The sequence below is a fragment of the Candidatus Koribacter versatilis Ellin345 genome (assembly GCF_000014005.1).
Classification (GTDB): domain Bacteria; phylum Acidobacteriota; class Terriglobia; order Terriglobales; family Acidobacteriaceae; genus Korobacter; species Korobacter versatilis_A.
In genome coordinates this window covers 4,102,633-4,126,526 of the sequence record NC_008009.1, presented here as the reverse complement: position 1 = coordinate 4,126,526, position 23,894 = coordinate 4,102,633, and the positions used below count along the sequence as shown (strand labels likewise).

The following is a 23,894-nucleotide window of genomic DNA, read 5'->3' as shown; positions in this document are numbered from 1 at the left end:
GCGGGCGTCTGTTGTCCTGTCTGCGGCGCCCTGCGAGCGTGTCGGACGGAAAGCATGACTGCTTCGCCATCAGGAAATCTCATCCGTTTTCGCTGTAGCTGCAGGATATTCAATTGTCGCGCGGCGAGATGTGATACCCACCACAGACGTGTGTGATTGGAAGTACCTTCGTAATTGCGAAGAGTGGCGGCTGATTTTACGCGGCGTCTTCGCTCGACGCTTCTGCAGCTTTCGCCTGTAGTGGTGCGATCTCGCGCCGTCCGACACTGAAGTAGAAATAGCCCAGATCTTGCATGCGATCGGGATTGTAGAGGTTGCGTCCGTCGAACAAGATTGGCTGACGCAAAAGCGAGCGAATGCGTGCGAAGTCTAGCGTAAGGAACTCTTCCCAATCGGTAAGCACAAGCAAGGCGTCCGCATTCCTTGCGGTTTCGTAGGCAGAGGAAGCGAACGTAATCTTGCCGTTCGGCGCGAACTCTTCCCGAGCTCGCTCCATCGCGGCCGGATCGTAGGCTTGAATTGTGCATCCCTCATGGAGCAGCGATTGCACCAAGGCGATTGCCGGCGACTCCCGTACGTCATCCGTTCCGCCCTTGAAGGCGAGCCCGAGTACCGCGAGGCGCTTGCCCTTCAGGTTCCCCAACGCGTCGCGGACCCTGTGCAAGAACGCTTTGCGCTGGTTCTCATTGATGCGCATTACCTCGTCGAGCAGTTGGAAATCGCAGCCGCGATCTTCCGCGACCGCGCGCAGAGCCGACACATCCTTTGGGAAACACGAACCGCCATATCCGATGCCGGCTTTCAGGAACCGCGTTCCTATGCGGCGATCGCTTCCCATACCCTGCACGAGTTCTTCCACGTCTGCACCAACCGCCTCGCAGACGTTCGCAACCGCATTGATGAACGACACCTTCATCGCAAGGAATGCGTTGGACGCGTGCTTGATCATCTCCGCGGTCGCCGGCTTCGTGACGATCAACTTCGCTGGACTACAACTGTCATCCGGCTGAGGGACCCGGCTGACACAGCCGTGATAGGATCCGCTCGTCAGAGGGAGATAAGCCCTGCGGAGCAGTTCGGTGCCTGTCGCGCTGCTGCTGCCGATTACGATTCGATCGGGATAGAGGAAGTCGGTTACCGCCGAACCCTCCCGCAAGAACTCGGGATTGGAAGCGAGTTCGAAGTTGCTTGCCGGCACGCCGTTGCGTACGAGCACGCTGCGAATCCAGTCGCTCGTGCCTGCCGGCACCGTGCTCTTTACCACGAGCGTCTTCGGCCCGTGGCCATTGATCTCTGCCGCAATGTCGCGGCAAACATTCTCAATGAAACTCACATCCGCTTCGCCGCTCTCACAAGGTGGCGTGCCGACCGCGATGAACACGATTTCACTCGGCCGAACTGCGTGATGCAGAGAGGTCGTGAACTTCAGGCGTCGTCCGCGATGACGCGCCAACAATTCCGGCAGGAACTCTTCGTGGATGACCTCTGAGCCCGCCGACAGCGCTTCGATTTTCCTGGCGTCGTTATCGACGCAGATCACGTTGTGGCCGATCTCCGCCAGGCAAGCCGCAGCGACCAATCCCACGTAGCCTGAACCGATCATCGCAATGTTCATCGCGCGGCGTTCTCCTCAACCGACTCCAATTCTGCAATCGAACGTGGAAGCTGTTCCTGGATATCGCTCCAGTCACCTTCGCGGAATTGGCTCATGTAATGCGAATGCGCGCGTTCCCACGCGTTGTCATCGGGCGCAGCCCCAAATGTTTGCGAATAGAGTGGACTGCCGGGGAAGGGAAACATCGGCACCGGTTCGCTAACCCACACACCATGGCTCTTCAAGTTATCCTGCCAGCGGTGGATCTCGTTCTTATCGTCCTTGTCCGTCAGGATCAAGTTCGCCTGTACCCAAGGAATTCCGGCCTTCTCTTTCGCATAGATCAAAAGCTCGGTGATTCGCTCTGTCGTCATACGACAGTTCTTGTTGAGTTCCTCGCGACCTTCTTCGGTGATGGACTCAATCCCGCACTCCATCGAGATGCAATGCGCCCGCCCGAGAAGATCAAGTGAGTCCTCATCCCACAAATCAATGCGCGTCTGGAATCCAATCGACACGTTGCGTTTGCTGATTTCCTCCAGCAGCATTCGCACGTTCTTGCCTACCCCGAATATTTCGTCGATGAAGTAGACATAGTTCACGCCGCGCGCAATGACGGCATCAATCTCGCTGAGAATGGCGTCCACCGGCCGCTCGCGGAATTTGTTGCGGAAGAGCTGCTTGTTGCAGAAGTAACAATTCCACGGACAACCCCGCGCGAACTCCAACTCCGCACCGCGACCTTCCCCGAAGAAGACATGATGCCGGTGTGCGTGCCGCTCAATGCTGTAGTTGCTGAAGTCCAGCGCGGTGAGGGTCTTCATATCCACGACAGCCAACGTAGGGCTGATGTGAAGGCTACCATCGCCGCGCCGATAACAAACTCCATCAATCTGCTCCCACGGTTTCGTGGCAAGCTCGAAAATCGCTTGTTCCGGCTCTCCTTTGATAACGATGTCGGCGCCAGTTTTGCGCAACACTGCGGCCGGAGTTGCCGATGCGTGCGGTCCGATACAAACCTTGGTCGCACTCGTCTCGATCGCCCGGAAGTAATCCATCGGAACCCGCAACTCCGGCGGCGGACAACGCCAGAACAAGTACGACGGCGCCGACGGAATCACCAGGAAGTCCGGCTCGAACTCCGCTACTCTGCGCTTCACTTCTTCCAGCGCGAGGTCGTCGTTCTGAGCGTCAACGAGCAGGGGAGCGTGTCCGGCGTTCTCCACCTTCTGCGCCGCGAACAATAGTTCCAGCGGGTAGTGCGGGTCGCGGCAACCAAAATAGGTTGAACCCGTAAAGCTCCACTTCGGATTTACGAACGCATACTTCATGCCGGTTGCGCCAGCTCCGAAGCGGAAGCCGCAGGCAAGATCGAAGGTCTTGCAGCAGTCAGCGCGAACAGATCGCGGTTCTTCTTGTAGAAGTCGTAGATCTTTTTGAGCGTGCCTTCGGGGCTGATCTCCGGTTGCCACCCTGAATCCCGCTTGAACTTCGCGAAGTCGGTGACGTAGTAAAGCTGGTCACCGGGCCGAGCGGCATCGTAGGTCACATCGCAGCCGTGCCCCGTCACGCTCTTTACAAGGTCCATTAATTCGAGAAGCGAGAGCGCATTCTCCGCGCCGCCACCGATGTTGTAAATCCGCCCCTCGGATGAGGCCGGCAACTGCCGCGCCAGATCGATTGCGCGTACCAGGTCATCCACGCAGAGCACATCGCGGACTTGTTTGCCATTGCCGTAGATCGTGATCGGCGCGCCGCGCAGAGCAGAGTACAGAAAATGTGCCACCCATCCCTGGTCTTCATTGCCGAACTGCTGCTGGCCCGCGATACACGACATCCGGAACACTACCGTGTTCAGTCCATAAATCCGGGCATAGTCACGAACGTATTGGTCGGCCGCCCCCTTCGAGCATCCATAGGGCGAGTGGAAATCCAGCGGCTGCGTTTCTGAAGTTCCGGCTGCGTTTTTGCTGCGATACCGCTTGCCGTCTAAATAAAGGTCTTCCGCACCGAAATCGCCGTATACCTTGTTGGTCGAAGTAAAGAAGATGAAGGGCTGATTGTCGCTTTTCCGCGCGGCTTCGAGTACGTTGACCGTCCCCCCGAGATTTACCTCGAAATCGTGCCTCGGATCGGAGATTGATGTGGTTACTGCAACCTGCGCCGCGAAGTGGTAGATCTCCGTCGCGTGCCGAACCACTCGCTCCACGTGGGCGGCGTCGCGAACGTCCCCAACGGTGATCTGCAGCCGCCCAGAAGTGGCCGCCATTCCCTGCAGCCAATCCAAATTGTTGCGCACGCCGAAACGCGATAAGTTGTCGAAAATGTGTACTTTAGCCGAGGTATTTTGGAGGAGCCAACTTGCCAGATTGGAGCCGATAAAGCCAGCTCCGCCCAGAATGAGTGCCGAACGGAAACTTCCTTTATTCATCGTCATCTTTTATGTCGCCCAGGGGAAACGAAACGACAGTATTGTTCTGGCCGCCGTATAAGGTAAGTAGATGCTTTCCGGCGGCGTATTGTTTGCCACGGAAATCGCGCCAAATAAAGTCGGGAAGGCATCGGTTGGCCTTCCCTCATGATGTCCAGATTGTTTTTAAGCGGCCTGGACCCGGTCAACCGGCGAGGTATTGGTCACCGTGCCGTCCGGATCGCTGAAGATCAGCAGTGCTTCGTTCTCAAGTACGCCTACGCGCATCGCTCGCGAGCACCGGTCGCAGAGCCAGTAGTGTTCAATTTTACGAACCGCCTTGCCTCCCTGATCCGAAGCAAACGTGCGCTCCAGTTGGAAGAGACGGCCCTCACCTAAATAACGGAACAGTTCAGAGCATCCCGGATTGGCGCATTTTGACAGCATAGGACTCTTTGGGTTCGTCACTTGCGGATACCAAATGAGTTAGATGCACGAACCCTCGGAAGTGGCTTCCTGTACCTTAGTCCTATCCTACTGAGCCCCGGCGGCCTTCACCAGTTTCTGTACCGCAGGTGCAATCGCGACGAGCAATTCGCCCTGCGCTTTTTTGCCTGCGTCAATCGCAGCCATTTGCTGACTCGCCCACCCTGGTGCCGGCTTGCTTCCGTTCTGCAGATACTCCAGCGCCATTAGCCCTGAGTTCGCCGTCGCCGACAGCGTCTGTGACAGCGGTACCGCTTCCTTTAATAAGAATGATGCCTGCAACTGCGGCTGCAGCTTGGGATCATTGTCTCGCCATGCCGTCAGCATCGTCTTCATCTTTTCAATTTCCGCCGGCGTGGCTTTCTTGGCGAGCAAGTCATCTACCATGAAGCCGAATTCCACTGCCGTGATGCTCTCCGGCTTCGTCGCATCCACCAGCCGGTTGTAGGATTCCGTGCTCCGGTACACATGTCCGGTCTGTGCGACATGCACTCCTTCGCGTCCGTATTCCTGCGGTGCCGAGACGACATCGGCCAGAGTCTTGATCGCAGCAATGTCATTCGATTCCACGAGGCGCTCCAGCGCTGGCTGGTAGTACGAACGATGCTTCAGGCCCAGCCACTCCAACCGCATTGACTCCGCTTCCATGCGCGTGTACATCGAGCGGACATCGCGAGTGTTCTGCGGCGACCAGAGCCGCTCCGCAATCGCAGCCATGCGCGGCCAGATGCGCGAATCAATCGTGTCTGGCGTTACCAGCTCCGACCACATACAGGCCTCGCCACCGAGGATCATCTTCTTTTCCTCGTCGTTGAGTTCCGCTGCTTTGCCGGAAATTGGTTCATTCAAGTAGTGGAACGACGCCGGCTGGAACAAATCGAGGTAGAAGCCGAACGAGAGCAGCCCTTTGTAGCCTTGCTTTGCCGCTGCCGCCAGTGACACGGGTCCCCGCCACGACTGGATCACGATGGATTTCGGGATCTCTGGCGAGAGAATCTCGTCCCAGCCCACCATCGTCTTGTGGTGCTTGGCGACGATTTCCTGTACCCGCTTGGTGAAGGTCGCCTGCAACTCATCATTGTTCTTGATGCCGTGCGCCTTCATGTACTCCTGGATCTTCGGATTGCGGTCCCACTCCTTGCCGTTCACCTCGTCGCCGCCGATGTGAAAATACGGGTCAGGGAAGAGCGCTGCCATCTCTCCGATAAACGCGTCCAGGAATTTGTAGGTAGATTCTTTTGTCGGATCGAGTGCCGGATCGAAGATTCCAAACTCGCGTTCAATCGAATACGGCCCCGACCCGCTCGCCAGTTCCGGATGCCCCACGAAGAACGCGGTGCTATGTCCCGGCCAATCGAATTCCGGAATTACGCGAATCCCGCGATCGCGACCATACGCAATTACGTCTTTCACTTCTTCCTGCGAGAAGAAGTGACCGTCCGAGCCCATCTCCTGCAGCTTGGGAAACTTCTTGCTCTCCACGCGAACGCCCTGGTTGTCCGAGAGATGCCAATGGAAGGTGTTGAGCTTCACCGCCTCCATGCCATCGAGGTTCCGCTTGATTACCTCGATCGGCTGCCAATGACGGCTCACATCGATCATCAGTCCGCGCCACGGGAATCGCGGCTCGTCTTTGATCGTCACCGCCGGCACCGCGTAGCCCTTGGGCGTCAACTCGACGAGTTGCAGAAACGTTTGCAAACCACGCAGAATCCCCAACGGATTTGCTGCTTTCAGGTTCGCGCCCTTCGCAGTGACCGTGAGGTCGTACGATTCGTCTTCGCCGACCTTCTGTACTTCTTCACTCGCCTGGTCCGCATGGATCACCAGCGTCGCGTTCGCCGCATCGCCACTCTTGCCATTGATCGTCAGCCCCGTCTGCCGGCCGAGCGTCGTCGTCATACGCGCCAATGCGCGCTGCAAGCGCTCTTCGTTGTGTCCGGTGATCGCCGTCGAAAACGACGAGTCAATCGTCAGCTGTCCGCTTTGATACTGAATGCTCTTCGGAAGCGGCATCAGGTTGGGGACATTTTGGTTTTGGGAGAAGGCAAACGGCATAAACATGAGTGCGGCAATAACGCTCAGAAGAAGGTTTCGCATGGTCTCTCGGGCAATCGGAATAACGTCAACACAATACCTGATTTAAAACGTTTTTGGCGCGACAAAAACGGTTTTCTTCGTGACCGTAGGATATCCTTGCCTGAAATGAAAGTCGCGTTCCTCTGTGACGCAGTGCGCACGTCCATCGGCCGCTTCGGTGGCGCCCTCGCCAACGTGCGTCCCGACGACCTCGCTGCCATCACCATCCGCGCGTTGATGGCGCGCAACACAGGTGCCGACTGGTCTCGTCTCGACGAAGTTTACTTGGGCTGCGCCAATCAAGCCGGTGAAGACAGTCGCAATGTCGCGCGCATGGCTCTGCTTCTTGCGGGATTACCTGTCGCCGTTCCCGGCACCACCGTCAATCGCCTCTGCGCCTCCGGTATGGACGCCATCGGCTCCGCTGCTCGCGCCATCGCCTCCGGCGAAATCGAATTCGCCATTGCCGGTGGCGTGGAATCCATGTCGCGCGCTCCGTTTGTTATGCCCAAGGCCGACGCCGCCTTCTCGCGCAAGGCCGAAATCTACGACACGACGATCGGCTGGCGTTTCGTCCATCCGAGGATGAAAGAGCTTTACGGCGCTGACTCCATGCCGGAGACCGGCGAGAATGTTGCTGCCGATTTCGGTATCTCTCGCGCCGATCAGGACGCTTTCGCGCTTCGTAGCCAGCTACGCGCCGCCCGCGCCAGAGCCGCCGGATTCTTCGCCGAAGAGATCGTCGCCGTTGCAACCGGCAAAAATGCGGAAGTCACCGAAGACGAGCACCCTCGTCCCGACACCACTCTCGAAGCCCTCGCGAGGCTCAAGCCTATCGTCCGCCCTGATGGAACGATCACCGCCGGCAATGCGTCCGGCGTGAACGACGGCGCCGCCACCATGGTCGTCGCCTCCGAAGAAGCAGTGAAGCAGCACGATCTCACTCCCAAAGCTCGCGTACTCGGCATGGCCACCGCCGGAGTTCCTCCGCGCGTCATGGGCATCGGCCCCGTCCCCGCCGTGCAAAAGCTCTTGCGTCGACTCAACCTCAAAGTCAAAGACTTCGACGTCATCGAACTCAATGAAGCCTTCGCCAGCCAGTCGCTCGCATGCCTGCGCCAACTCGGCATCCCTGACGACGCCGACTTCGTGAATCCTAATGGTGGCGCGATCGCGTTAGGTCATCCCCTTGGAATGAGCGGTGCTCGCCTCGTGCTCACCGCCTCACATCAACTCGAGAAAACAGGTGCCAATCGCGCTCTTGCCACCATGTGTGTCGGCGTGGGGCAGGGAGTTGCTTTGGCGATCGAACGCGTTTAACAGAAGTCTGGCGACAATTCCGAACGCCGCGACAACCTCCGACTACGGATTTGCAGCAAACTTTCTGAGATATTGCATGATCCCCGGCTACTCAGCGCGACATCTTGCTTACATCCGAATTCGACCCACCGCGCTGGCGTTGCTCGTGTGGACGCTCTCTTGGGCTCTGACCGGTTTCTGCTCTGATCTGGCGCTTGTTCACGCAAAGATTTATCGTTCTCCCACTCAACCCGCGATTACTGACGGTGTAATTCTTGTGCGTGGGAGCCGCATTGTTGCAGTCGGCCCAGGCGCCAGGGTCAAAGTCCCGATTCATGCGAATGTCATCGACTGCCAAGGCCGAGCTGTGACGGCTGGCTTCTGGAACAGCCATGTGCACATTCTTTTCCCGGGCATTCTCCATGCAGAAAAACTCACTTCTCGGCATGTCAGTTCCGAACTGCAGGAGATGTTTACTCGCTGGGGTTTCACAACCGTGTTTGACATCGCGTCAGTCCAGCAAAACACCACTCTCATTCGCCGTCGCATAGAGAGTGGTGAGGTTACCGGCCCCACGATCCTTACCGTTGGTGAGCCGTTCTGGGTCAAGGGCGGAACGCCGATCTACATTAAAGGATTTCTTGAAGCCAACCACATCGTCATGCCCGAGGTTTCATCCCCCGAACAAGCCGTCGTTAGGGTGCGCCAGCAGATCAATGGAGGTGCGGACGCGATTAAGATTTTTGCGAATTCCGTCGAACGCGACAGGATATTGACGATGCCATCGGATTTGGCAAAGGCGATCGTCGCTGAGGCCCACCGCGCTGGCAAACCGGTTTTTGCTCATGTCTCCAACGACCAGGGGATCGAAGTCGCGCTGCAGAGCGGCGTCGATATACTCGCCCACACCACTCCCGCCGGGGATCTGTGGAGCGCGCCTTTTGCCGAGCGCCTGGTAGCTGCCCACATCGCACTCACTCCCACCCTGACTCTGTGGGATGTAGAAGCCAAGAAAGGTGGCGTCTCATCCGAGCAAGCTGAGAAATGGATGTCCAGGGCGGCCGAGCAGTTGAAGGCCTTTTCTGAGGCGGGAGGAGAAGTGCTATTCGGTACCGATGTCGGCTATATCGAACAGTTCGATACCTCCGAAGAATTTACGTGGATGGCCCGTGCCGGGTTGAATTTCCAGCAGATTTTGGCTTCTCTCACCACGAATCCATCTGCGCGTTTTGGGTATTCGAGTCACCGCGGGCGCATCGCAGAAGGGATGGATGCCGATCTTGTGGTGCTGAATGGGGATCCTGGCAAAGATGTCATCGCCTTTTCTAAAGTTCACCAAGTGATTCGCGGCGGGCAGTTGATCTACCAAGCACGGTAGATGAGATGGCACGAAATCTAGTTCCACGATTCATGTTTTCAGGAGACTGCCACCTTCCACCTCGCAACTTTTGAACGCCTTCCGGGTTCTCACACCTAGCCGGAGCAGCAGAGGCGACTGCCGCCCGCATCTTAAAGGAAGAGCCACGTTCGGCTTGGGTTTTCGCCGGACCGCATTCCTTGGGAAGTGAGCGTGTGGACTGGCGATGTGGGGATTCGTTCGGACCCTCTGTGTCCTTTTATTTCTAACCTGTGTTGCTCGTGCCGATATCGGCTTAATGCTCGCCGAATCCACCAACGATGGTCTCTCGCGCATTACCAGCTCCGGCCACTCTTCCGTCTATCTCTCAAACGTTTGTGCTGACTCTCCCGTTCACCTGCGGCTGTGTTCGCCGGGAGAGCAGGGAATCGTAATCAGCAACTACAGCAATTTCCTGGAAGATAAGCCGTTCGAGTGGAATGCCGTGCCGCTGAGCGTCTATCTCTACGGAGTAGAAAACCCTGGCGATCGTCCTCTCTATGGCTCGCCCGCCCTGCGGGCTGCGCTGCAGGCGCATTACCGGCAAACCTGGCTCCGAGACCTCTGTCCGCAAGGCCCTTGCACCGACGACCAGAAGGCGAACTGGCGCGACACTGTCGCGGCCACCTTCGTCCGCGATATCTACATGTTCGTCGCTTCGACCACGGCAGAGCGGGACGAAGTTTTCATCGCAAAATTCAACGCTCTCCCCAACGTCGATCGCTATAACGGTTTCACGCGGAACTGTGCCAACTTCGCGCGCCTCGTCGTGAATACCTACTTTCCCGGAGCGTCCCAGGCGGATTACATCAACGACTTCGGGATGACGAGCCCAAAGGCCATCGCGAAGTCTTTTACGCACTATGCCGTGAAGCATCAGCTCAACTTTCATGTTGTGCGGATCACCCAAATCCCCGGCAGCTATCGGCGCAGCAGCGATGCCCGCAAAGGCACTGAGGTCATGTTCACTTCGAAGAAGTGGTTCTTTCCCATGCTATTTCGGAGCAACGAACTCATGATCTTCACTGCCAGCTACCTGCTCACCGGACGTTTCAATCCGGAGCGTGAATTACGCCGCCGCCCAACCGAGGAAGTCACATCGCAGATAATCGAAGCGAAAGCTGCCAAGCGTAATGCCGGTCCTCAACTTGCCGGCGAACTGAAATCCGCGAGTAATGCGGAACGCGCGCAACAGTTTGGCACGTCGGAAATGTGGGAGCGCTACAACGAAGCTCTGCGGGAAATCTCCCCGGATGCAGCCGAACTGGATGCGCGCTTCGGCCGCACCGCGAAGGCCTTTGCAGTAACGATGGATGCAAATGGCGAGCCGATCGTCGGTCCCTCTGGCGCGCTTTGGATGGAATATCGCGACGGCTCAACTACCCGCCGAATAGGTGTCAGCGCGAGCAACGTCAACTCGGACGGTTCAGACAGCGAGCTCGCTTACCAACTCCTGCTCGTGCGCATCCGCTCTGAACTTTACAGCGCGTCGAAAAATCGCGAAGTCCTGCCGGAGTTTCAGGCTGACTGGCGCCTGCTGGAAGAAGCCGACCGTAACCTCCGGTCGAAGTCGCGCGTACAGCAAGTGCCTTCCGTTCCGCAGGTGCCAACGGAAGATACCGGCCCGGTTCAGGCGACCTTTCCCGTCGGCGGGTTTCAGCTCCACTGATCGGCGAAATCCGCCTACAAGTCCTTCCTTTCCAACCGCCACTGACCGGTAGCCGCCCCCCATTTGCCGAATAAAGGCAGTTCCGTAGGCCTCCAAAGCGTACTTTGTGGACAGTTTCAAGAAGGAGCAGTCCAATGGCACGCAGCAGTTATCAAGTATGGACAGCGGATATGGTCATCGGGGCGGCAATCGTCATAATAGGTCTGGTCGCCACCCTGGTTCGGTTGGGCGTGATCGTATTGCAGTGGAGCGTCGCGGCTCCTCCGCTCGTCAGCCATCTGTGGCCTCTTTTGCTGATTGGAGTTGGCGTTCTGTTACTGTTTGAGCGCGAAGAGCGCAAGGCCTCGAATCGTTCCCTCGCGCGGAGCGGAGAAAGACAATGACCAGTTGCCGCAGAGGTCCAAAAGGTGGAATCTTCACCGGGGTCGCCATCGTCGCGATCGGGATCTTCCTGCTCCTCGCGCAGTTGGGTTACCTCAATTTCCATGAGATCTGGCGTTTCTGGCCCGGCCTTTTCATCATCGTCGGCTTGGGCAAAGTCTTTGAAGCCACGAACCCCGGCCAGCGCGTGTGGGGCGGCATCCTAGGCCTTATCGGCGTGTTGTTGTTGCTTCACTATTTCGCGAATTTCAAATACGGCATTGATCAGTTGTGGCCGCTCTTCGTGATCGGCGGCGGGCTTTCACTATTGTTCCAAAGCTATTGGCGCGGCACCGGCGGAGTGGATAGTCCGCCCCCGCCCGGTGACGGCAGCCTGAACTCGGTCAACATCTTCGGTGGTACCGATCGCAAAGTGCGCGACCGCAACTTCCGCGGCGGCACCGTCTTCGCCTGCTTCGGTGGCTTCCAACTCGACCTTACCCAGGCTGACATGGAAGGCGACACCGCGGTGATCGAAGCAACCGCAGTTTTCGGAGGCGGAGAGATTCGCGTTCCGCCCACGTGGAATGTCATCGTCGAAGGCACCGGCATCTTCGGCGGCTATGAAGACTCCACCGTCCATCTTCCGAGTGACGGCAAGCCGGCCAAGAACCTCTACGTGCGCGGCGCGGCTATCTTCGGCGGCGTGGAAGTGAAAAACTAGCCGCGATGCACCCGATCCTCAGCCAACTGCGGCGACTGTTCCTCTACCTGCTGGCATGGGTCCCCTTCGCCGCGCTGCTCTACTATCTCTTCGGCGCCGTCGGCGGCATGACGCGCGCCGAGGCCGGCATTCTCGTCCCGGTTCTCTGCGTTATCTACGCCTTCGACTGCCTCACCGCCTGGTACACCTGCAAGGCCACGCCGCTTGAGACGTCAAGCATTCAGCGCATCGGCACTACGCACCTACTTGCCGCCAGCATCATGAGCTCGATATGGGTGCTGGTTGCGCAGGCCGTTGCGCGGCTGATGGCTTATTCACCGCGCTTTGCGGATGCGCCCCATCACGTCGCTCGTATCGGCTCGATTCTCTTCGCTACCGGCGTCCTTCTTTATCTTCTCTCTGTCGGATTGCACTACGTTCTGCTCGCCTTACAACGTTCGCAAGCCGCCGAGCAGCGCCTCAACGCCGCGAAAGTTCTCGCGCGCGATGCCGAACTCCGCGCCCTGAAGACGCAAATCAACCCGCACTTCCTCTTCAACAGCCTTCATTCCATCAGTGCACTGACGTCGATTGATCCAGCGCGCGCACGCGACATGTGCGTCGCCCTTGCCGACTTTCTTCGCCTCACCCTAGGCATGGGCGAGAAGACCGTTATCCCGCTCGACGAAGAACTATCGCTGCTCCGTAAATATCTCGCGGTCGAAAAAATCCGGTTCGGCGCACGCCTGCAAATGCAGGAAGATGTCGCGCTGGAAACCTTGTCACTCACGGTTCCACCGCTGTTGTTGCAGCCGTTAATCGAGAATGCCGTCAACCACGGCATCGCCAATCTGCCGCAAGGCGGATGGATAAAGCTCGAAGTCAATCGCGAACCGGAGCAGGACCTGCTGCACATCAAGGTCGCAAACAACTACGATCCCGATACGCCTCCGCGCCGACGCGGCGGTGTAGGCTTAGTCAACGTGCGCCAGCGTATGGAAGCTCGCTACGGCACCCGCGCACAATTCGCTATCGATAAGAAAGACGACACCTTTGAAGTCCAACTTATTCTCCCCGCCGAGGCAGGCGTACCCGCATGACCGAATCCAAACTCACCGCCGTAATTGTTGATGACGAAGAACTCGCCCGCGCCGTTCTGCACGAGATGCTCTCTCACCATTCCGAGATCGAACTGATCGCCGAGTGCGCCAACGGCTTCGAAGCTGTGAAGGCCGTCACCGAGCGCAAGCCCGACCTGCTCTTCCTCGACATCCAGATGCCGAAGCTCGATGGTTTCGAAGTTCTTGAACTGATCGGCTCCGATATGGCGATCGTCTTTGCCACCGCATACGACCAATACGCGCTGAAGGCCTTCGACGTCCACGCCGTGGACTACCTCCTCAAGCCCTACGGCGCCGATCGTTTCGAAGCCGCCCTCGCCCGCGCCAAGGAACGTGCCCGCGAAAAGAAGCCCACGCCGGTTTCCGCCGAACTTCGCGCCGCCGCCACTGCTCCTGGCCAGTATGCTGATCGTCTAGTGGTGCGCGACGGCACCAACGTCCACATCATTCCTACGGCGAAACTCGATTTCGTGGAAGCCCAGGACGACTACATCGCCCTCGCCAGCAAAGGCGCTAAGCACCTCAAGCAGCAAACTATCTCCAGCATCGAGACCGTTCTCGACCCAAAGCAGTTCCTGCGCATCCACCGCTCGTACATTGTGAATTTAGATCGCGTGGCGAAGGTCGAACCCTACGGCAAAGACAGCCGTGTCGCGATTCTTCAGGATGGAACGAAACTTCCGGTCAGCCGTTCCGGATACGCGCGGCTCCGTGAAGTCCTCGACGGCGGCGCTTAGATCTGTACCGCCTCACGTTCGCGCTTGTGTTCGCGATGCACCGCAAACCGCACGTACGCAATGTATGCCACGACCGCCAGGTTGATCAGTATCAGCACTGCGTGGAACCAGTTTGGCCGCCGCGCGAACTCCCAAACTTCCCACGGCAAATAGGCGGCGCCGGAGATCAGCGCAAAATACTCAGCCCACGTCCGCGCATTCCACAGCCCGTAACCTTCCACGAAGCGAATCAGCGCGTACAAGACTCCAATCAACGCGACGATCTCGAGCTTCTCTGGCGTGATCCGGTCTGCCATGCTCACGAGCCTGATCGCGATGGTATGCGCCGGATCCACATGCAGACGGTCCAGCAAGTTCGCCATCATGTCGCCCAGGTCTTTCTCCCGGAAACTCAGCAGCCAAACACTGAAAAAGATCGCGAGCGCACCTTTGGCGATCTCAACGGCCGCAACCGTGCGCAGACCTTGTAAATGCGACTTGGGCTTGTAGTCTTGCAACGTTTCTGTCTTCAAGAGGATGCGATGCAATCCCGGAAGAATCTGTTTTTCGTGGCGTGCTGCTTTAGTGTAAATCTTAGGCCATCAAAGCGCTGCGGATTTTCTCCACGGTTCATCGAATCGTAATTGCTTTGACTCCCGCTCCCGGAATCCATGTTTGTGGGATTGGGAATTTTCTCCCAAACCGCGACGATAATTCTTCCCCGGCTCAAACCCACGAGTACGATTCGCAAGAGCACTTGAAGAATGCATAATCCGACCCGAAAAGAACCTCGCACCGCTGCCGTTTTGCCGGTGCGAATCTACGGCATGGATGCCTCCGGCAAGCCGTTCAACGCAGTTGCGCACACCCTCAATGTCTCCAAGAGCGGCGGCCTGCTCGCGGGCGTCGAAGTAGCCCTTGTTGCCGGTGACCTCATCGGCGTGCAAAAAGGCGTTTATAAGAGCAAGTTCCGCGTCCGCTGGATCGGCCGCAAAGGCTCTACTTCTCAGGGACAGATCGGTATCGAGTGCGTCGAAGGCCCACGCAACATCTGGGGGGTGGACGATCGTCCTCACAAAGAGAATCTCGAACCCTCGGCCGCTCTCAAACGCAATAACTACAGTCCGACGACGGTCACCGGCAACATCGAGCGCCGCATTGCGCCTCGCCATCCCTGCGACCTTGGGATCCAAATCAGCCACGCTGGTTCGACAGTGAAATCGTGGGCACGTTGCACCGACATCAGCCCCGGCGGCTGTTACATCGACACTCACTCACCACTGCCGCCGAACACAAACTTCGAGCTCACGATCTTCCTGGACGAATCCATGCTCATCCCTGCCCTAGTTCGTACTTCGTTTCCGGGCATCGGTATGGGCATCGAATTTGCCTTCGCCAACGCTGACGACGCAGAGCGCCTGAGCCGTTTGATCCGTGAGAAGATCCTTGCACCCTCGACCGTTGAGCCAGAGCGAACGGACCTGCCTGCGTTGGAAAAACTTGCCGAAGCTTTAGAACAACTGCGCACCTGGGCCGCGGCTGCGACACTGCAAAAGTCCGACCGCGATCAGCTCGAGCAGTTCGCAAATTCCTTGCGCGACGATCTCATTGGTCTTCGCGCCGAATTCGACGCCCGACTCGGCACCACCGAAGTCAAAGTCGAGCGCTAACTACTCCGCCCAGTCGGCAAGAAACACGTTTGTCTCGTGCGGCGCTTTACCGTTGCGGTTCGATGCCCACACCAGCCGCTTGCCATCCGACGTGAACATCGGGAAGCCGTCGAAATCCGGATGGAACGTGATCCGCTCCTGCCCGGTCCCATCTTCGTTGATGATGTACAGATCGAAGTCACGCCCGTTCTTCGGGTCCGCCTGGTTCGACGCGAAAATAATCCGCTTCCCATCCGGCAGCCAGTAGGGCGCAAAGTTCGCCGCACCATTGCGTGTCACTTGGTGCTTGTTGCTCCCATCGGCGTTCATCACCCAAAGCTCAAGGTTTCCCGGACGGATCAATCCCTTCCCCAGCAGGTCCCTGTAGTCTTTCTCTTCTTCCGCGTTCTTCGGATGCTGCGCGCGATACACGATCTTCTTCCCGTCATACGACCAGAACGGCCCGCCGTCATAACCTAATTCGTGCGTGAGCTGCTTCACGTGCGAGCCATCGGCGTCCATCGTGTAGATATCGAGGTCGCCATTGCGCGTCGAAGTAAACACAATGTGTTTGCCGTCGCGGGTGATCGTGGCTTCCGCGTTGTAACCCTTCTCGTGCGTGAGCTGCTTCAGATCGCTGCCATCCGCCTTCGCCGTATAGATCTGGTAAGTGTCATAAATCGGCCAGACGTAGCCCTTCGAATAATCAGGTTTCGGCGGGCACTCCGCATTCGCCGCGTGCGTGGACGAAAACAGAATCCGCTCGCCGGAAGGGAACCAGTAGCTGCACGTCGTACGCCCTTTGCCGGTACTCACCAGCTTCGGGGGCGCGAGACTGAGATCTAACAACGTTGCGTGATTCGCCTTCACCGGATCGACTTCCATGGTGTAGATCTGATCGCAGGGCACGCCATCGCCCTGGTGCTGGAAGATCAGATATTTATCGTCAGCCGAGAAATAAGCCTCGGCATTCTGGCCGCCAAATGTAAGCTGGCGCACATTCTTCAAGTGCTTCTCTTCCGGAAGCGTCAGCGGCTTTGCTGCGTCCTGGGCGCGAACCAGCGAGAACGACGCCGCGATCAACAAGGTAGAAAACAAGCCGTGCAGAACTTTGCTCTTCATCATAGGTAGTGTTATTTGCGTTGTTCGAGTTTAACGTCTGCCTCAATCGGCTGCCCATCGCGCAAAACCTTCACCTTAACCACATCCCCCACCTTGCTTCGCCGCAACGCATCCGTGAAGTCGTAAAGGTTCTTAATCGGCTTATCACCGAACTGGACGAGAATATCGCCGCCCTTCAACCCCGCCTTCGCCGCCGGCGATCCCGGCCGCACATCGGAGAACTTCACTCCCTCTTTCACCTCGCCGAAATCAGGAATCGATCCGAAGTACGGCCCATAGCCGCTCCCCCCGCCGCCAACAGGCTTGTCTTCGATGACCGTCTTAAACTCCGGCCGCTTGGCGTCCTCGTCGATTTGCAGCGCCACCTGATCCACAAGGTTCAGCAGCTTCGCCGCCTCCGGTGCATTGATCTTGTCCCAGGTGTCCGATGGCTTGTGATAGTCCGAGTGCAATCCCGAGAAGAAGAACAGCACCGGGATCTTCGCGGTCACGAACGATGTGTGATCGCTCGCCGAATACCCACCTTGCGAATACTCCACCTTGAATCCTGACTTCGGCTGGTCTTCCTCAAGGAACTGCTTGAAGCTTGAACCCGTACCCACGCCGCCGATGAAAACCTTGTCGTCCTTAATGCGGCCGATCATGTCCATGTTCAGCATCGCTACTGCCTTGTCCAGCGGCTTCGTCGGATGCTTCACCCACTCTGCCGATCCCAACAGCCCAAGCTCTTCGCCCGCGAACGACATGAATAAAATCCCGCGCGGAAGCTGCCCCTTTAACGGCGCCAGCACCCGCGCCAACTCCAGCACACCCGCCGTACCCGAACCGTTGTCATCTGCTCCCGGATGGATGTGCCCAATCTGCGACGGCGCCAGCGAATTCGAATCGCCATATCCCAGATGGTCGTAGTGCGCGCCGATGATCACATACTCATCTCTCTTGCCCGGCAGATAGGCGAGCACGTTATTTACGCGCGCATGCGTTCCTTCAATGTCCACTTTGATCGTGGCTTGCATGTCCGCAGGGAAGGCGAAGGAGTTCGGCTTGCCGGAATGTGCAATCTGCATCTGCACCTCGGTGAGCGACTTTCCCGCCGCCTTGAACCATTCATCCGCGACCGCGTTCTTTACCTGGATCAGCAAAATACCGGAATCCTGCGGCCCACTCGTGCTTCCAAACCGCGGCAGGACGTCTTCTTCGTTGTCCGCCAGCTTGCCGTTCACGATGATTACAGCCTTCGCGCCGTGGTTGCGCGCATTGATCGCCTTCGTGATCAGGTGCGAATGTTGCGTCAGCCCATCTTTGCCGTTCTTCGAAAAACTGTCGGGCTCATAGCGCAAGACGACAACGATCTTGTCCTTCACATCCTGACCAGCATAGTCGTCGTACTGGAACTCATCCGCGCTCGCACCGTAACCCACGAACACCAACGGCGCCGTCACCGTTCCAGAAGATGAAAAGCTGAACGGCACGTAGTCCTTAGTCAGCTGCAACTCGGCTTTGTTCACGCTGGCGCGATTGTCCGATTTCAGCTTCGCGCCCGTTGTCACCGTGAACGGCTGCAAAAAGCCCTTCATCCCCGCAGGTTCCAGCCCCAGGCTCTTATAGCGCTGTTCGAGCATCTTCGTCGCGCGCTCAATGCCCTTGGTGCCCGCGCCTCGCCCCTCGAATTCAGGCGACGCGAGCACCTTGATATCCGCGATATACCGGTTCGGATCGGCCGGCGAAACCGTAGGCGTATCAGCAGACGCGGCGAAAATCACCAGGAGCGGAGCGATCGCAACCAACGAAACTCTGCGCACATTCATGAGTGCCCCGAATCCTAGGTGCACAGATGAGCTCTGTCAATCTCCTGTCATCCTGAGCGAAGCACGCGAAGCGTGCGAAGTCGAAGGACCCCTATCCTCGCACTAACGCTGTTGGTAAAAAACATCAATGCTCGGCGTGCTTTTCCTCCGCGCGTTCGTGCTCACCCTCTGCTTTCGCAGCCTCGCTTTCCCCCTCCACCTTCGGCAGATACTGCACCAATATCGTGATCCTCCGGTTCGATGGATCTTCCGGCGCATCTTTCTTTCGCAGATTCTGGTCCGCGAACCCGCGCACCTGCGACACCTGGTTCCCACGAACTCCGCTGTCTTGCATCAGTCTTCGCGCCGCATTCGCGCGGTCAGCCGAAAGCTCCCAATTGCTGTAGCTCCCGTTTCCCACGAACGGTTTCGAGTCCGTATGCCCTTCGATTGAGATCGTATTCGGCAAGTTCTGCAACTCGTGCGCCAGCATTTCCAGCAACTCTTTCCCGCTGTCGTTGGGACGTGCGCTGCCACTATCGAAAAACGTTCCTGCCGCTGACTCCAGCAGTTCGATTCGCAATCCCTCTGACGTCACCGTGATCTCAATCTGTTTCTTCAATTGTTCGAAGTTGTTCATCTTGCGGATCGCGCGTTGCAACTGCTCTTTCAGCTCTGGCATGTTGTCTTTGGTGATCGTGAAGTTCTCGCCAGTCCCGCTCTGTGCAGACCCCGTTTTCTTGGCCGTTCCGCTCGGGTCCTTGAAGTATCCGCTGATCGCTTCTTTGACCGGCTTACTCGTGTTCATCAGCCACAACACGATGAACAACGCCATCATTGCGGTCACGAAATCCGCGTATGCCACCTTCCATGCGCCGCCATGATGGCCGCCGTGCCCGCCCTTCTTCTTAATAATGATCGGCCGCGCTGCTGACGACATACCTCACTCCTAAGCCGCCGGTGCATCGGGCGCGTCTGAGGGCGCTGCCGCCGCCGCGCCGCTTCCTGCCTCTCGGCACGCCTTCTCCACGTCTGCAAAACTTGGTCGCACATACCCCGGAATCGCACGCCGTCCCATCTCGATCGCCAGAAGCGGAGAAATGCCCTTCATGAAAGCAATCATCACCACCCGCAGCACACCGTAGTATGCGTGCTCCTCATCCGCCGTCTTGGCCATGTTCGACGCCAGCGGCCCCACCATCCCGTAACACAACAGAATTCCCAGGAACGTTCCCACCAGCGCCGCCGCTACCTTGTGCCCAATCTCTTCCGGAGGCCCGCCGAGCGCGCCCATCGTGATCACCACGCCAAGTACCGCCGCCACGATCCCAAGTCCGGGCAGGGAATCCGCCACCGTCGTCAGCGACGCCACCGGCTCCGTGATTTCTGCGTGATGCACTTCCATGTCCGTATCGATCATCTGGTCCACATCGAACGGATCTACGCCTCCTGTCACCGACATCCGCATCGTGTCGCACACAAAATCGCGTACATGGTGATCGCTGGTAAATGACTTGTACTTGGTGAAGATCGGGCTCTTGTCCGGCTCTTCAATGTCCGACTCCAGCGCCACTAGCCCCTGCCTTCGCGCCTTATTCAACAGTTCGTACATCATCTTCAGCGAGTCTACGTACGCCGTCTGGTTGTACTTCGATCCCTTCAAAACTCCCAGCAGTCCACTCACAATCTTCTTCACAATGCGCATCGGGTTCGCTACTAGGATCGTTCCCGCTGCCGCTCCGCCGATGATCAGTAATTCCGCCGGCTGTAACAGCACCATGATTTGGCCTTTCTCCATGAGAAAGCCCCCAATCACGCAGCCGAACACTACGACAATTCCGATGATCGCGAACATCGCCCTTCCTTATTCCTGTATGAGCATCACGCGATTGCCGCCAGCCGCCAGGCTTTCGTCCAACGCGCGCTCCGCTCTCCGCACGATCGACTCCATCGTGTCGCGCGTTTTCGCTACCGTCGCGCCGCACGCAATCGTGATCGGCACTGGATCGCCCCACCACGTCACGTTCGAACAACTCACCAGTCCTCGTGTCCGCTCTCCGGCCCGCACCACCGCTTCCGGTGTCGCCGCATTCAACAACAACATCAACCGCGCCTCCGACCACGCTCCCAAACAATCGCCCTGGCGGATCGTGTTCTGCAGCGTATTGCTGATCACGTGCAGCACCGTCTCGCACGCTTCGTGTCCGCGTGTCGACCTCAGCGAATCGAAGCGGTCCACCTCCAGGCACAGCACGCCGAATCCGGCGCCGCTTCCTTCGAATCGCCCCAGGCGCATCCTCAGCTCCGACACCATGAAGCTGTAGTCCGGAATTCCCCGCACTGCGTAACTGTCGCGGTTATTCGCATCCCGTCGCTCCGGATGCCACACATCATGCTGCCGCTGGAAACATTCCGCTGCGCCGATAATCGTCCCCTTCGCATCGCGGATCGGCATCGAGTGAATCCGTACCGGCACCCGATGCCCCGTCTTATGTCGCAAAAACAACGAAGCCTCGCGCGCTTTCCCATCCAGCATCGCCTCCGCCAGCGGACAACACGACACGCACACATTCCGCCGCTGATGGTCGCAATGCATCAGGATCTCCTCCCGGCACATCCGCCCAATCACCTCATGGCTCAGATACCCCGTGATCCGCTCCGCCCCCGCATTCCAGAACACAATCCTGCGCTCCCGGTCGGTGAAGTACACCCCCACGAGCAACTCGCTCAGCACGCGCTGAAACACACCGTCTTGCAGCAGGTCGGCCATGGGGTTCTGAGGTGTACATCGGCAGAGAAGCGCAGGGCTTGAGATGGCCTCATCTGCAGCACAAACCGCCAATCTCCGCTAAAATAGAAGTTGCACGAAGCTATCGTAGGTCCCGCCCTCGATACTGTCTTCCACCCGCAGTTCCAAGCACAGGTTCAACGAAAAGACATGCTCTCTGTTTCAAACGTAACCATGCGCTACGGCGCAAAAATTTTGTTCGAAGAAGTCTCCGTCTCCTTCATCCCCGGACGCCGCTACGGCCTCACTGGCCCCAACGGCTCCGGCAAATCGACGCTGATGAAGGTCCTCTCCGGCGAGCTCGAGCCCCAGAAGGGCAACGTCGTTCGCCCGAAAAAGCTCTCCGTCCTCAAGCAGGACCAGTACGCCTTCGACGAATTCCGCGTCATCGACACCGTGATCATGGGCAACAAGGGCCTGTGGGCCGCCCTCGCTGAGCGCGAAGTGCTCTACGCCAAGCCCGACCTTACCGACGACGACGGCATCCGCCTCGGTGAGCTCGAAGGCATTGTCGGCGACGAAGACGGCTACACCGCCGAATCCGACGCCGCGATCCTGCTGCAAGGTCTCGATATCCCCGACAGCTTTCACGAGCGCAAGATGTCGGAGCTCCAGGGCGGCCAGAAAGTCCGCGTGCTGCTCGCACAAGCCCTCTTCGGCAAGCCGCAAGCGCTGCTCCTCGACGAGCCCACCAACTCGCTCGATCTCGACTCCATCCACTGGCTGCAGGACTTCCTCAATCGCTTTGAAGGAACGATGATCGTCATCTCCCACGATCGCCACTTCCTCAACAGCGTCACCACCCACACCGCCGACATCGACTACCAAACCATCATCACCTACACCGGCGGCTACGACGAGATGGTCGTCGCCAAGACGCAAGTCCGCTCGCGCATCGAATCCGAAAATTCCCAGCGCGAAAAGAAGATCGCGCAGCTCAACGAATTCATCGCGCGCTTTTCAGCCGGCACGCGTTCAAGCCAGGTGACGTCGCGTAAGAAAGAAGTAGAGAGACTTCAGACCACCGAACTCGCGCGCTCCAACATTCAGCGCCCCTACATTCGCTTCGACCAGGTGCGGCCGTCGGGACGGCACGTGCTCGAATTCGCCGGTGTTCATAAGGCTTACGGTGAACACAAGGTCATCACCGGATTCAGCGCGGCACTGCAGCGCGGCGAAAAAATCGCGCTCATGGGACGCAACGGTCTCGGCAAAACTACGCTGCTGCGCGCGCTGCTGGCCAACGCGCCGGGCCTCGATGACTACGGGTTTGGCATCGATCACGGCACGGTGAAGTGGGGACACGAAGCGCAGATCGGCTACTTCGCGCAGGACCACACCGGCACGATTCAACATGGAATGACGGCCGCCGATTGGCTGCAGCAGTTCGATGCGAAGGCGAGCAAAGAAGAAATCCGCGGACTGCTTGGGCAGATGTTGTTCAGCGGAGAAGAAGGCCTGAAGCCGACCGCGGCGCTGAGTGGCGGCGAAACCGCGCGCCTGATTTTCTGCAAGCTCATGCTGCAGAAGCCCAACATTCTTGTGCTCGACGAGCCTACGAACCACCTGGATTTAGAGTCGATCAACGCGCTCAACATCGCGCTGCAGCGCTACGAAGGCACGCTGTTATTGGTCACGCACGACCACGATGTGATCGATGAAGTAGCGACGAGAATCTGGCACTTCGAGCCGGGGAAGATTGAAGACTTCCAGGGCCCGTACGAAGAATTCCAGTCCCACAGTTCAGCAACTGCTTAACTGTTTTGATCTACCTCGCTGCCTCTTGTCATCCCGAGCGCAGCGAGGGATCTGCTTTTCTGCGGAGCTGCGCATACCAAGTTACAGGCAAGAAACCAGGAAAACTCACGGCAAAACCCGAAGTTAGAAGTTGGTAAACAACTTTTTCTAAGTGCTTATTTAGCGGGTATTTGCAAAACGGTGTCCCAAACGCCGCCGCAAAAATCGCGTTCCAGCCCCCTGATTTTTTTCCCCAAACGCGCTAAAACGTGACCCTGGAACCATAAAAGTGTTCAAGTCGCCGCTTTTGCCCGAAAAGTGGGATGAGGGAAGTGGAAGGATTTTGTTGACACCATAGATAACACGACGCTACTGGAGTCGCTCGCGCCGGATGCTCTTCAATGCATTCTCCGGGTCATCGACGAAGTGTTTCGCGCTGGATCGCAAGAAAGCCACCAGTACATTAGGCTGTTCAGGAACAATGACCATATTCTCGCCGGTGACTAACACGCATTCAAGCAGGCGAGCGAAGTTGCAAATTCCTGCAACTAGGTGGAGGTCGATCTCTCGAGCGTCAAGTCGGAAGCTGATTTCCTCGACGACGGTTTTCTGGGGCGTTTCGTAAAACACGTATGCGTCATTCGAATCCTCATCTCCCCAAACGAGCAGATTGTCTGACCAAGGAGGTCTTTGGGGAAGGAGCAGGTCGATACCCCGCTCAAATCCGGTCGGAGGCTGAAGACCTCGCCACCAATTAGTCGTCTGTGCTATCTCGGCCGGAATGTGAGAAGGTATGCTGCCAAGGCGCTGCTGTAGCGGACTGACAGGGAGCAGAACCACCCTAAATTGCCACACAGCCATCTAGATGCCTCTTCCTCCAGCCAATTCCGCAAATGCATTTATCACATCAGCTTCAGTCTTAAATCCGGGCGGGTGGCCCACCCAACCACCATGTAAACCTCTGGGTGCCCCATTCTA

The 23,894-nt window shown here is 57.8% G+C and carries 21 protein-coding genes; 9 read left to right on the top strand and 12 right to left on the bottom strand.

Features of this window, described 5'->3' with window-relative positions; translation table 11 throughout:
- Nucleotides 1-196 precede the first annotated feature (196 nt).
- The 5 genes from ACID345_RS18080 to ACID345_RS18060 form a co-directional block, all read right to left on the bottom strand.
- Nucleotides 197-1,615 (bottom strand): UDP-glucose dehydrogenase family protein, encoded by a 1,419-nt coding sequence (locus tag ACID345_RS18080; RefSeq protein ID WP_011524297.1) that lies wholly within the window; start codon nucleotides 1,613-1,615, stop codon nucleotides 197-199.
- Nucleotides 1,612-2,925 (bottom strand): TIGR04295 family B12-binding domain-containing radical SAM protein, encoded by a 1,314-nt coding sequence (locus ACID345_RS18075; RefSeq protein WP_011524296.1) that lies wholly within the window; start codon nucleotides 2,923-2,925, stop codon nucleotides 1,612-1,614. The genes ACID345_RS18080 and ACID345_RS18075 overlap by 4 nt, the downstream gene beginning before the upstream one ends.
- Nucleotides 2,922-4,025, bottom strand: a complete 1,104-nt coding sequence (locus tag ACID345_RS18070) for an NAD-dependent epimerase/dehydratase family protein (protein ID WP_187148850.1) — start codon at nucleotides 4,023-4,025, stop codon at nucleotides 2,922-2,924. The genes ACID345_RS18075 and ACID345_RS18070 overlap by 4 nt, the downstream gene beginning before the upstream one ends.
- A gap of 165 nt (nucleotides 4,026-4,190) precedes the next feature.
- Nucleotides 4,191-4,451: a hypothetical protein gene (locus ACID345_RS18065; RefSeq protein WP_041855849.1), complete on the bottom strand. Its 261-nt coding sequence runs from the start codon at nucleotides 4,449-4,451 to the stop codon at nucleotides 4,191-4,193.
- 87 nt (nucleotides 4,452-4,538) lie between these two features.
- Nucleotides 4,539-6,590, bottom strand: a complete 2,052-nt coding sequence (locus ACID345_RS18060) for a beta-N-acetylhexosaminidase (RefSeq protein WP_011524293.1) — start codon at nucleotides 6,588-6,590, stop codon at nucleotides 4,539-4,541.
- 105 nt (nucleotides 6,591-6,695) lie between these two features.
- On the opposite strand from ACID345_RS18060, the gene pcaF reads away from it, so the two are divergent.
- The 7 genes from pcaF to ACID345_RS18025 all read left to right on the top strand — a co-directional run bounded on the left by pcaF (nucleotide 6,696) and on the right by ACID345_RS18025 (nucleotide 13,854).
- Nucleotides 6,696-7,889, top strand: coding sequence for a 3-oxoadipyl-CoA thiolase (gene pcaF, locus ACID345_RS18055; RefSeq protein ID WP_011524292.1), 1,194 nt, complete (start codon nucleotides 6,696-6,698; stop codon nucleotides 7,887-7,889).
- Nucleotides 7,890-7,965: 76 nt separating this feature from the next.
- On the top strand, nucleotides 7,966-9,246 hold the full coding sequence (locus ACID345_RS18050; protein ID WP_011524291.1) for an amidohydrolase family protein: 1,281 nt from the start codon (nucleotides 7,966-7,968) through the stop codon (nucleotides 9,244-9,246).
- 277 nt (nucleotides 9,247-9,523) lie between these two features.
- Complete coding sequence (locus ACID345_RS18045; protein ID WP_041855848.1) at nucleotides 9,524-10,933, top strand: hypothetical protein; 1,410 nt, start codon at nucleotides 9,524-9,526, stop codon at nucleotides 10,931-10,933.
- Nucleotides 10,934-11,067: 134 nt separating this feature from the next.
- Entirely contained in the window at nucleotides 11,068-11,316 is a 249-nt protein-coding gene (locus ACID345_RS18040; RefSeq protein ID WP_041855847.1) for a LiaF transmembrane domain-containing protein, read from the top strand.
- Complete coding sequence (locus tag ACID345_RS18035) at nucleotides 11,313-12,017, top strand: LiaI-LiaF-like domain-containing protein (RefSeq protein WP_011524289.1); 705 nt, start codon at nucleotides 11,313-11,315, stop codon at nucleotides 12,015-12,017. Before ACID345_RS18040 ends, ACID345_RS18035 begins: the two co-directional genes overlap by 4 nt.
- 5 nt (nucleotides 12,018-12,022) lie before the next feature.
- The gene (locus ACID345_RS18030; protein ID WP_011524288.1) at nucleotides 12,023-13,096 is read left to right on the top strand and encodes a sensor histidine kinase; all 1,074 of its coding nucleotides are present in this window, start codon (nucleotides 12,023-12,025) and stop codon (nucleotides 13,094-13,096) included.
- The gene (locus tag ACID345_RS18025) at nucleotides 13,093-13,854 is read left to right on the top strand and encodes a LytR/AlgR family response regulator transcription factor (RefSeq protein WP_011524287.1); all 762 of its coding nucleotides are present in this window, start codon (nucleotides 13,093-13,095) and stop codon (nucleotides 13,852-13,854) included. The genes ACID345_RS18030 and ACID345_RS18025 overlap by 4 nt, the downstream gene beginning before the upstream one ends.
- Here the strand turns inward: ACID345_RS18025 and ACID345_RS18020 are convergent.
- Nucleotides 13,851-14,366: a DUF2127 domain-containing protein gene (locus ACID345_RS18020; protein ID WP_187148849.1), complete on the bottom strand. Its 516-nt coding sequence runs from the start codon at nucleotides 14,364-14,366 to the stop codon at nucleotides 13,851-13,853. The genes ACID345_RS18025 and ACID345_RS18020 overlap by 4 nt on opposite strands.
- 231 nt (nucleotides 14,367-14,597) lie before the next feature.
- Between ACID345_RS18020 and ACID345_RS18015 the strand changes: the two genes are divergently transcribed.
- Nucleotides 14,598-15,503, top strand: a complete 906-nt coding sequence (locus ACID345_RS18015) for a PilZ domain-containing protein (RefSeq protein ID WP_011524285.1) — start codon at nucleotides 14,598-14,600, stop codon at nucleotides 15,501-15,503.
- On the opposite strand, the gene ACID345_RS18010 is transcribed toward ACID345_RS18015, so the two are convergent.
- The 5 genes from ACID345_RS18010 to ACID345_RS17990 all read right to left on the bottom strand — a co-directional run bounded on the left by ACID345_RS18010 (nucleotide 15,504) and on the right by ACID345_RS17990 (nucleotide 21,161).
- Nucleotides 15,504-16,607 (bottom strand): TolB family protein, encoded by a 1,104-nt coding sequence (locus ACID345_RS18010; protein ID WP_011524284.1) that lies wholly within the window; start codon nucleotides 16,605-16,607, stop codon nucleotides 15,504-15,506. It lies immediately after the preceding gene.
- An 8-nt stretch (nucleotides 16,608-16,615) separates the two neighbouring features.
- The gene (locus ACID345_RS18005) at nucleotides 16,616-18,412 is read right to left on the bottom strand and encodes a M28 family peptidase (protein ID WP_011524283.1); all 1,797 of its coding nucleotides are present in this window, start codon (nucleotides 18,410-18,412) and stop codon (nucleotides 16,616-16,618) included.
- Between the two features lie 124 nt (nucleotides 18,413-18,536).
- Nucleotides 18,537-19,331: a flagellar motor protein MotB gene (locus tag ACID345_RS18000; protein ID WP_011524282.1), complete on the bottom strand. Its 795-nt coding sequence runs from the start codon at nucleotides 19,329-19,331 to the stop codon at nucleotides 18,537-18,539.
- 9 nt (nucleotides 19,332-19,340) lie between these two features.
- Nucleotides 19,341-20,246 (bottom strand): flagellar motor stator protein MotA, encoded by a 906-nt coding sequence (gene motA, locus ACID345_RS17995; protein WP_011524281.1) that lies wholly within the window; start codon nucleotides 20,244-20,246, stop codon nucleotides 19,341-19,343.
- Nucleotides 20,247-20,255: 9 nt separating this feature from the next.
- Nucleotides 20,256-21,161: a sensor domain-containing diguanylate cyclase gene (locus ACID345_RS17990; protein ID WP_011524280.1), complete on the bottom strand. Its 906-nt coding sequence runs from the start codon at nucleotides 21,159-21,161 to the stop codon at nucleotides 20,256-20,258.
- A gap of 168 nt (nucleotides 21,162-21,329) precedes the next feature.
- On the opposite strand from ACID345_RS17990, the gene ACID345_RS17985 reads away from it, so the two are divergent.
- A complete protein-coding gene (locus tag ACID345_RS17985; protein WP_011524279.1) occupies nucleotides 21,330-22,937 on the top strand; it encodes an ABC-F family ATP-binding cassette domain-containing protein in 1,608 nt (535 codons plus the stop codon).
- A gap of 348 nt (nucleotides 22,938-23,285) precedes the next feature.
- Here ACID345_RS17985 and ACID345_RS17980 read toward each other — a convergent pair whose 3' ends face one another.
- Nucleotides 23,286-23,777, bottom strand: coding sequence for a hypothetical protein (locus ACID345_RS17980; protein WP_011524278.1), 492 nt, complete (start codon nucleotides 23,775-23,777; stop codon nucleotides 23,286-23,288).
- Between the last annotated feature and the right edge of the window lie 117 nt (nucleotides 23,778-23,894).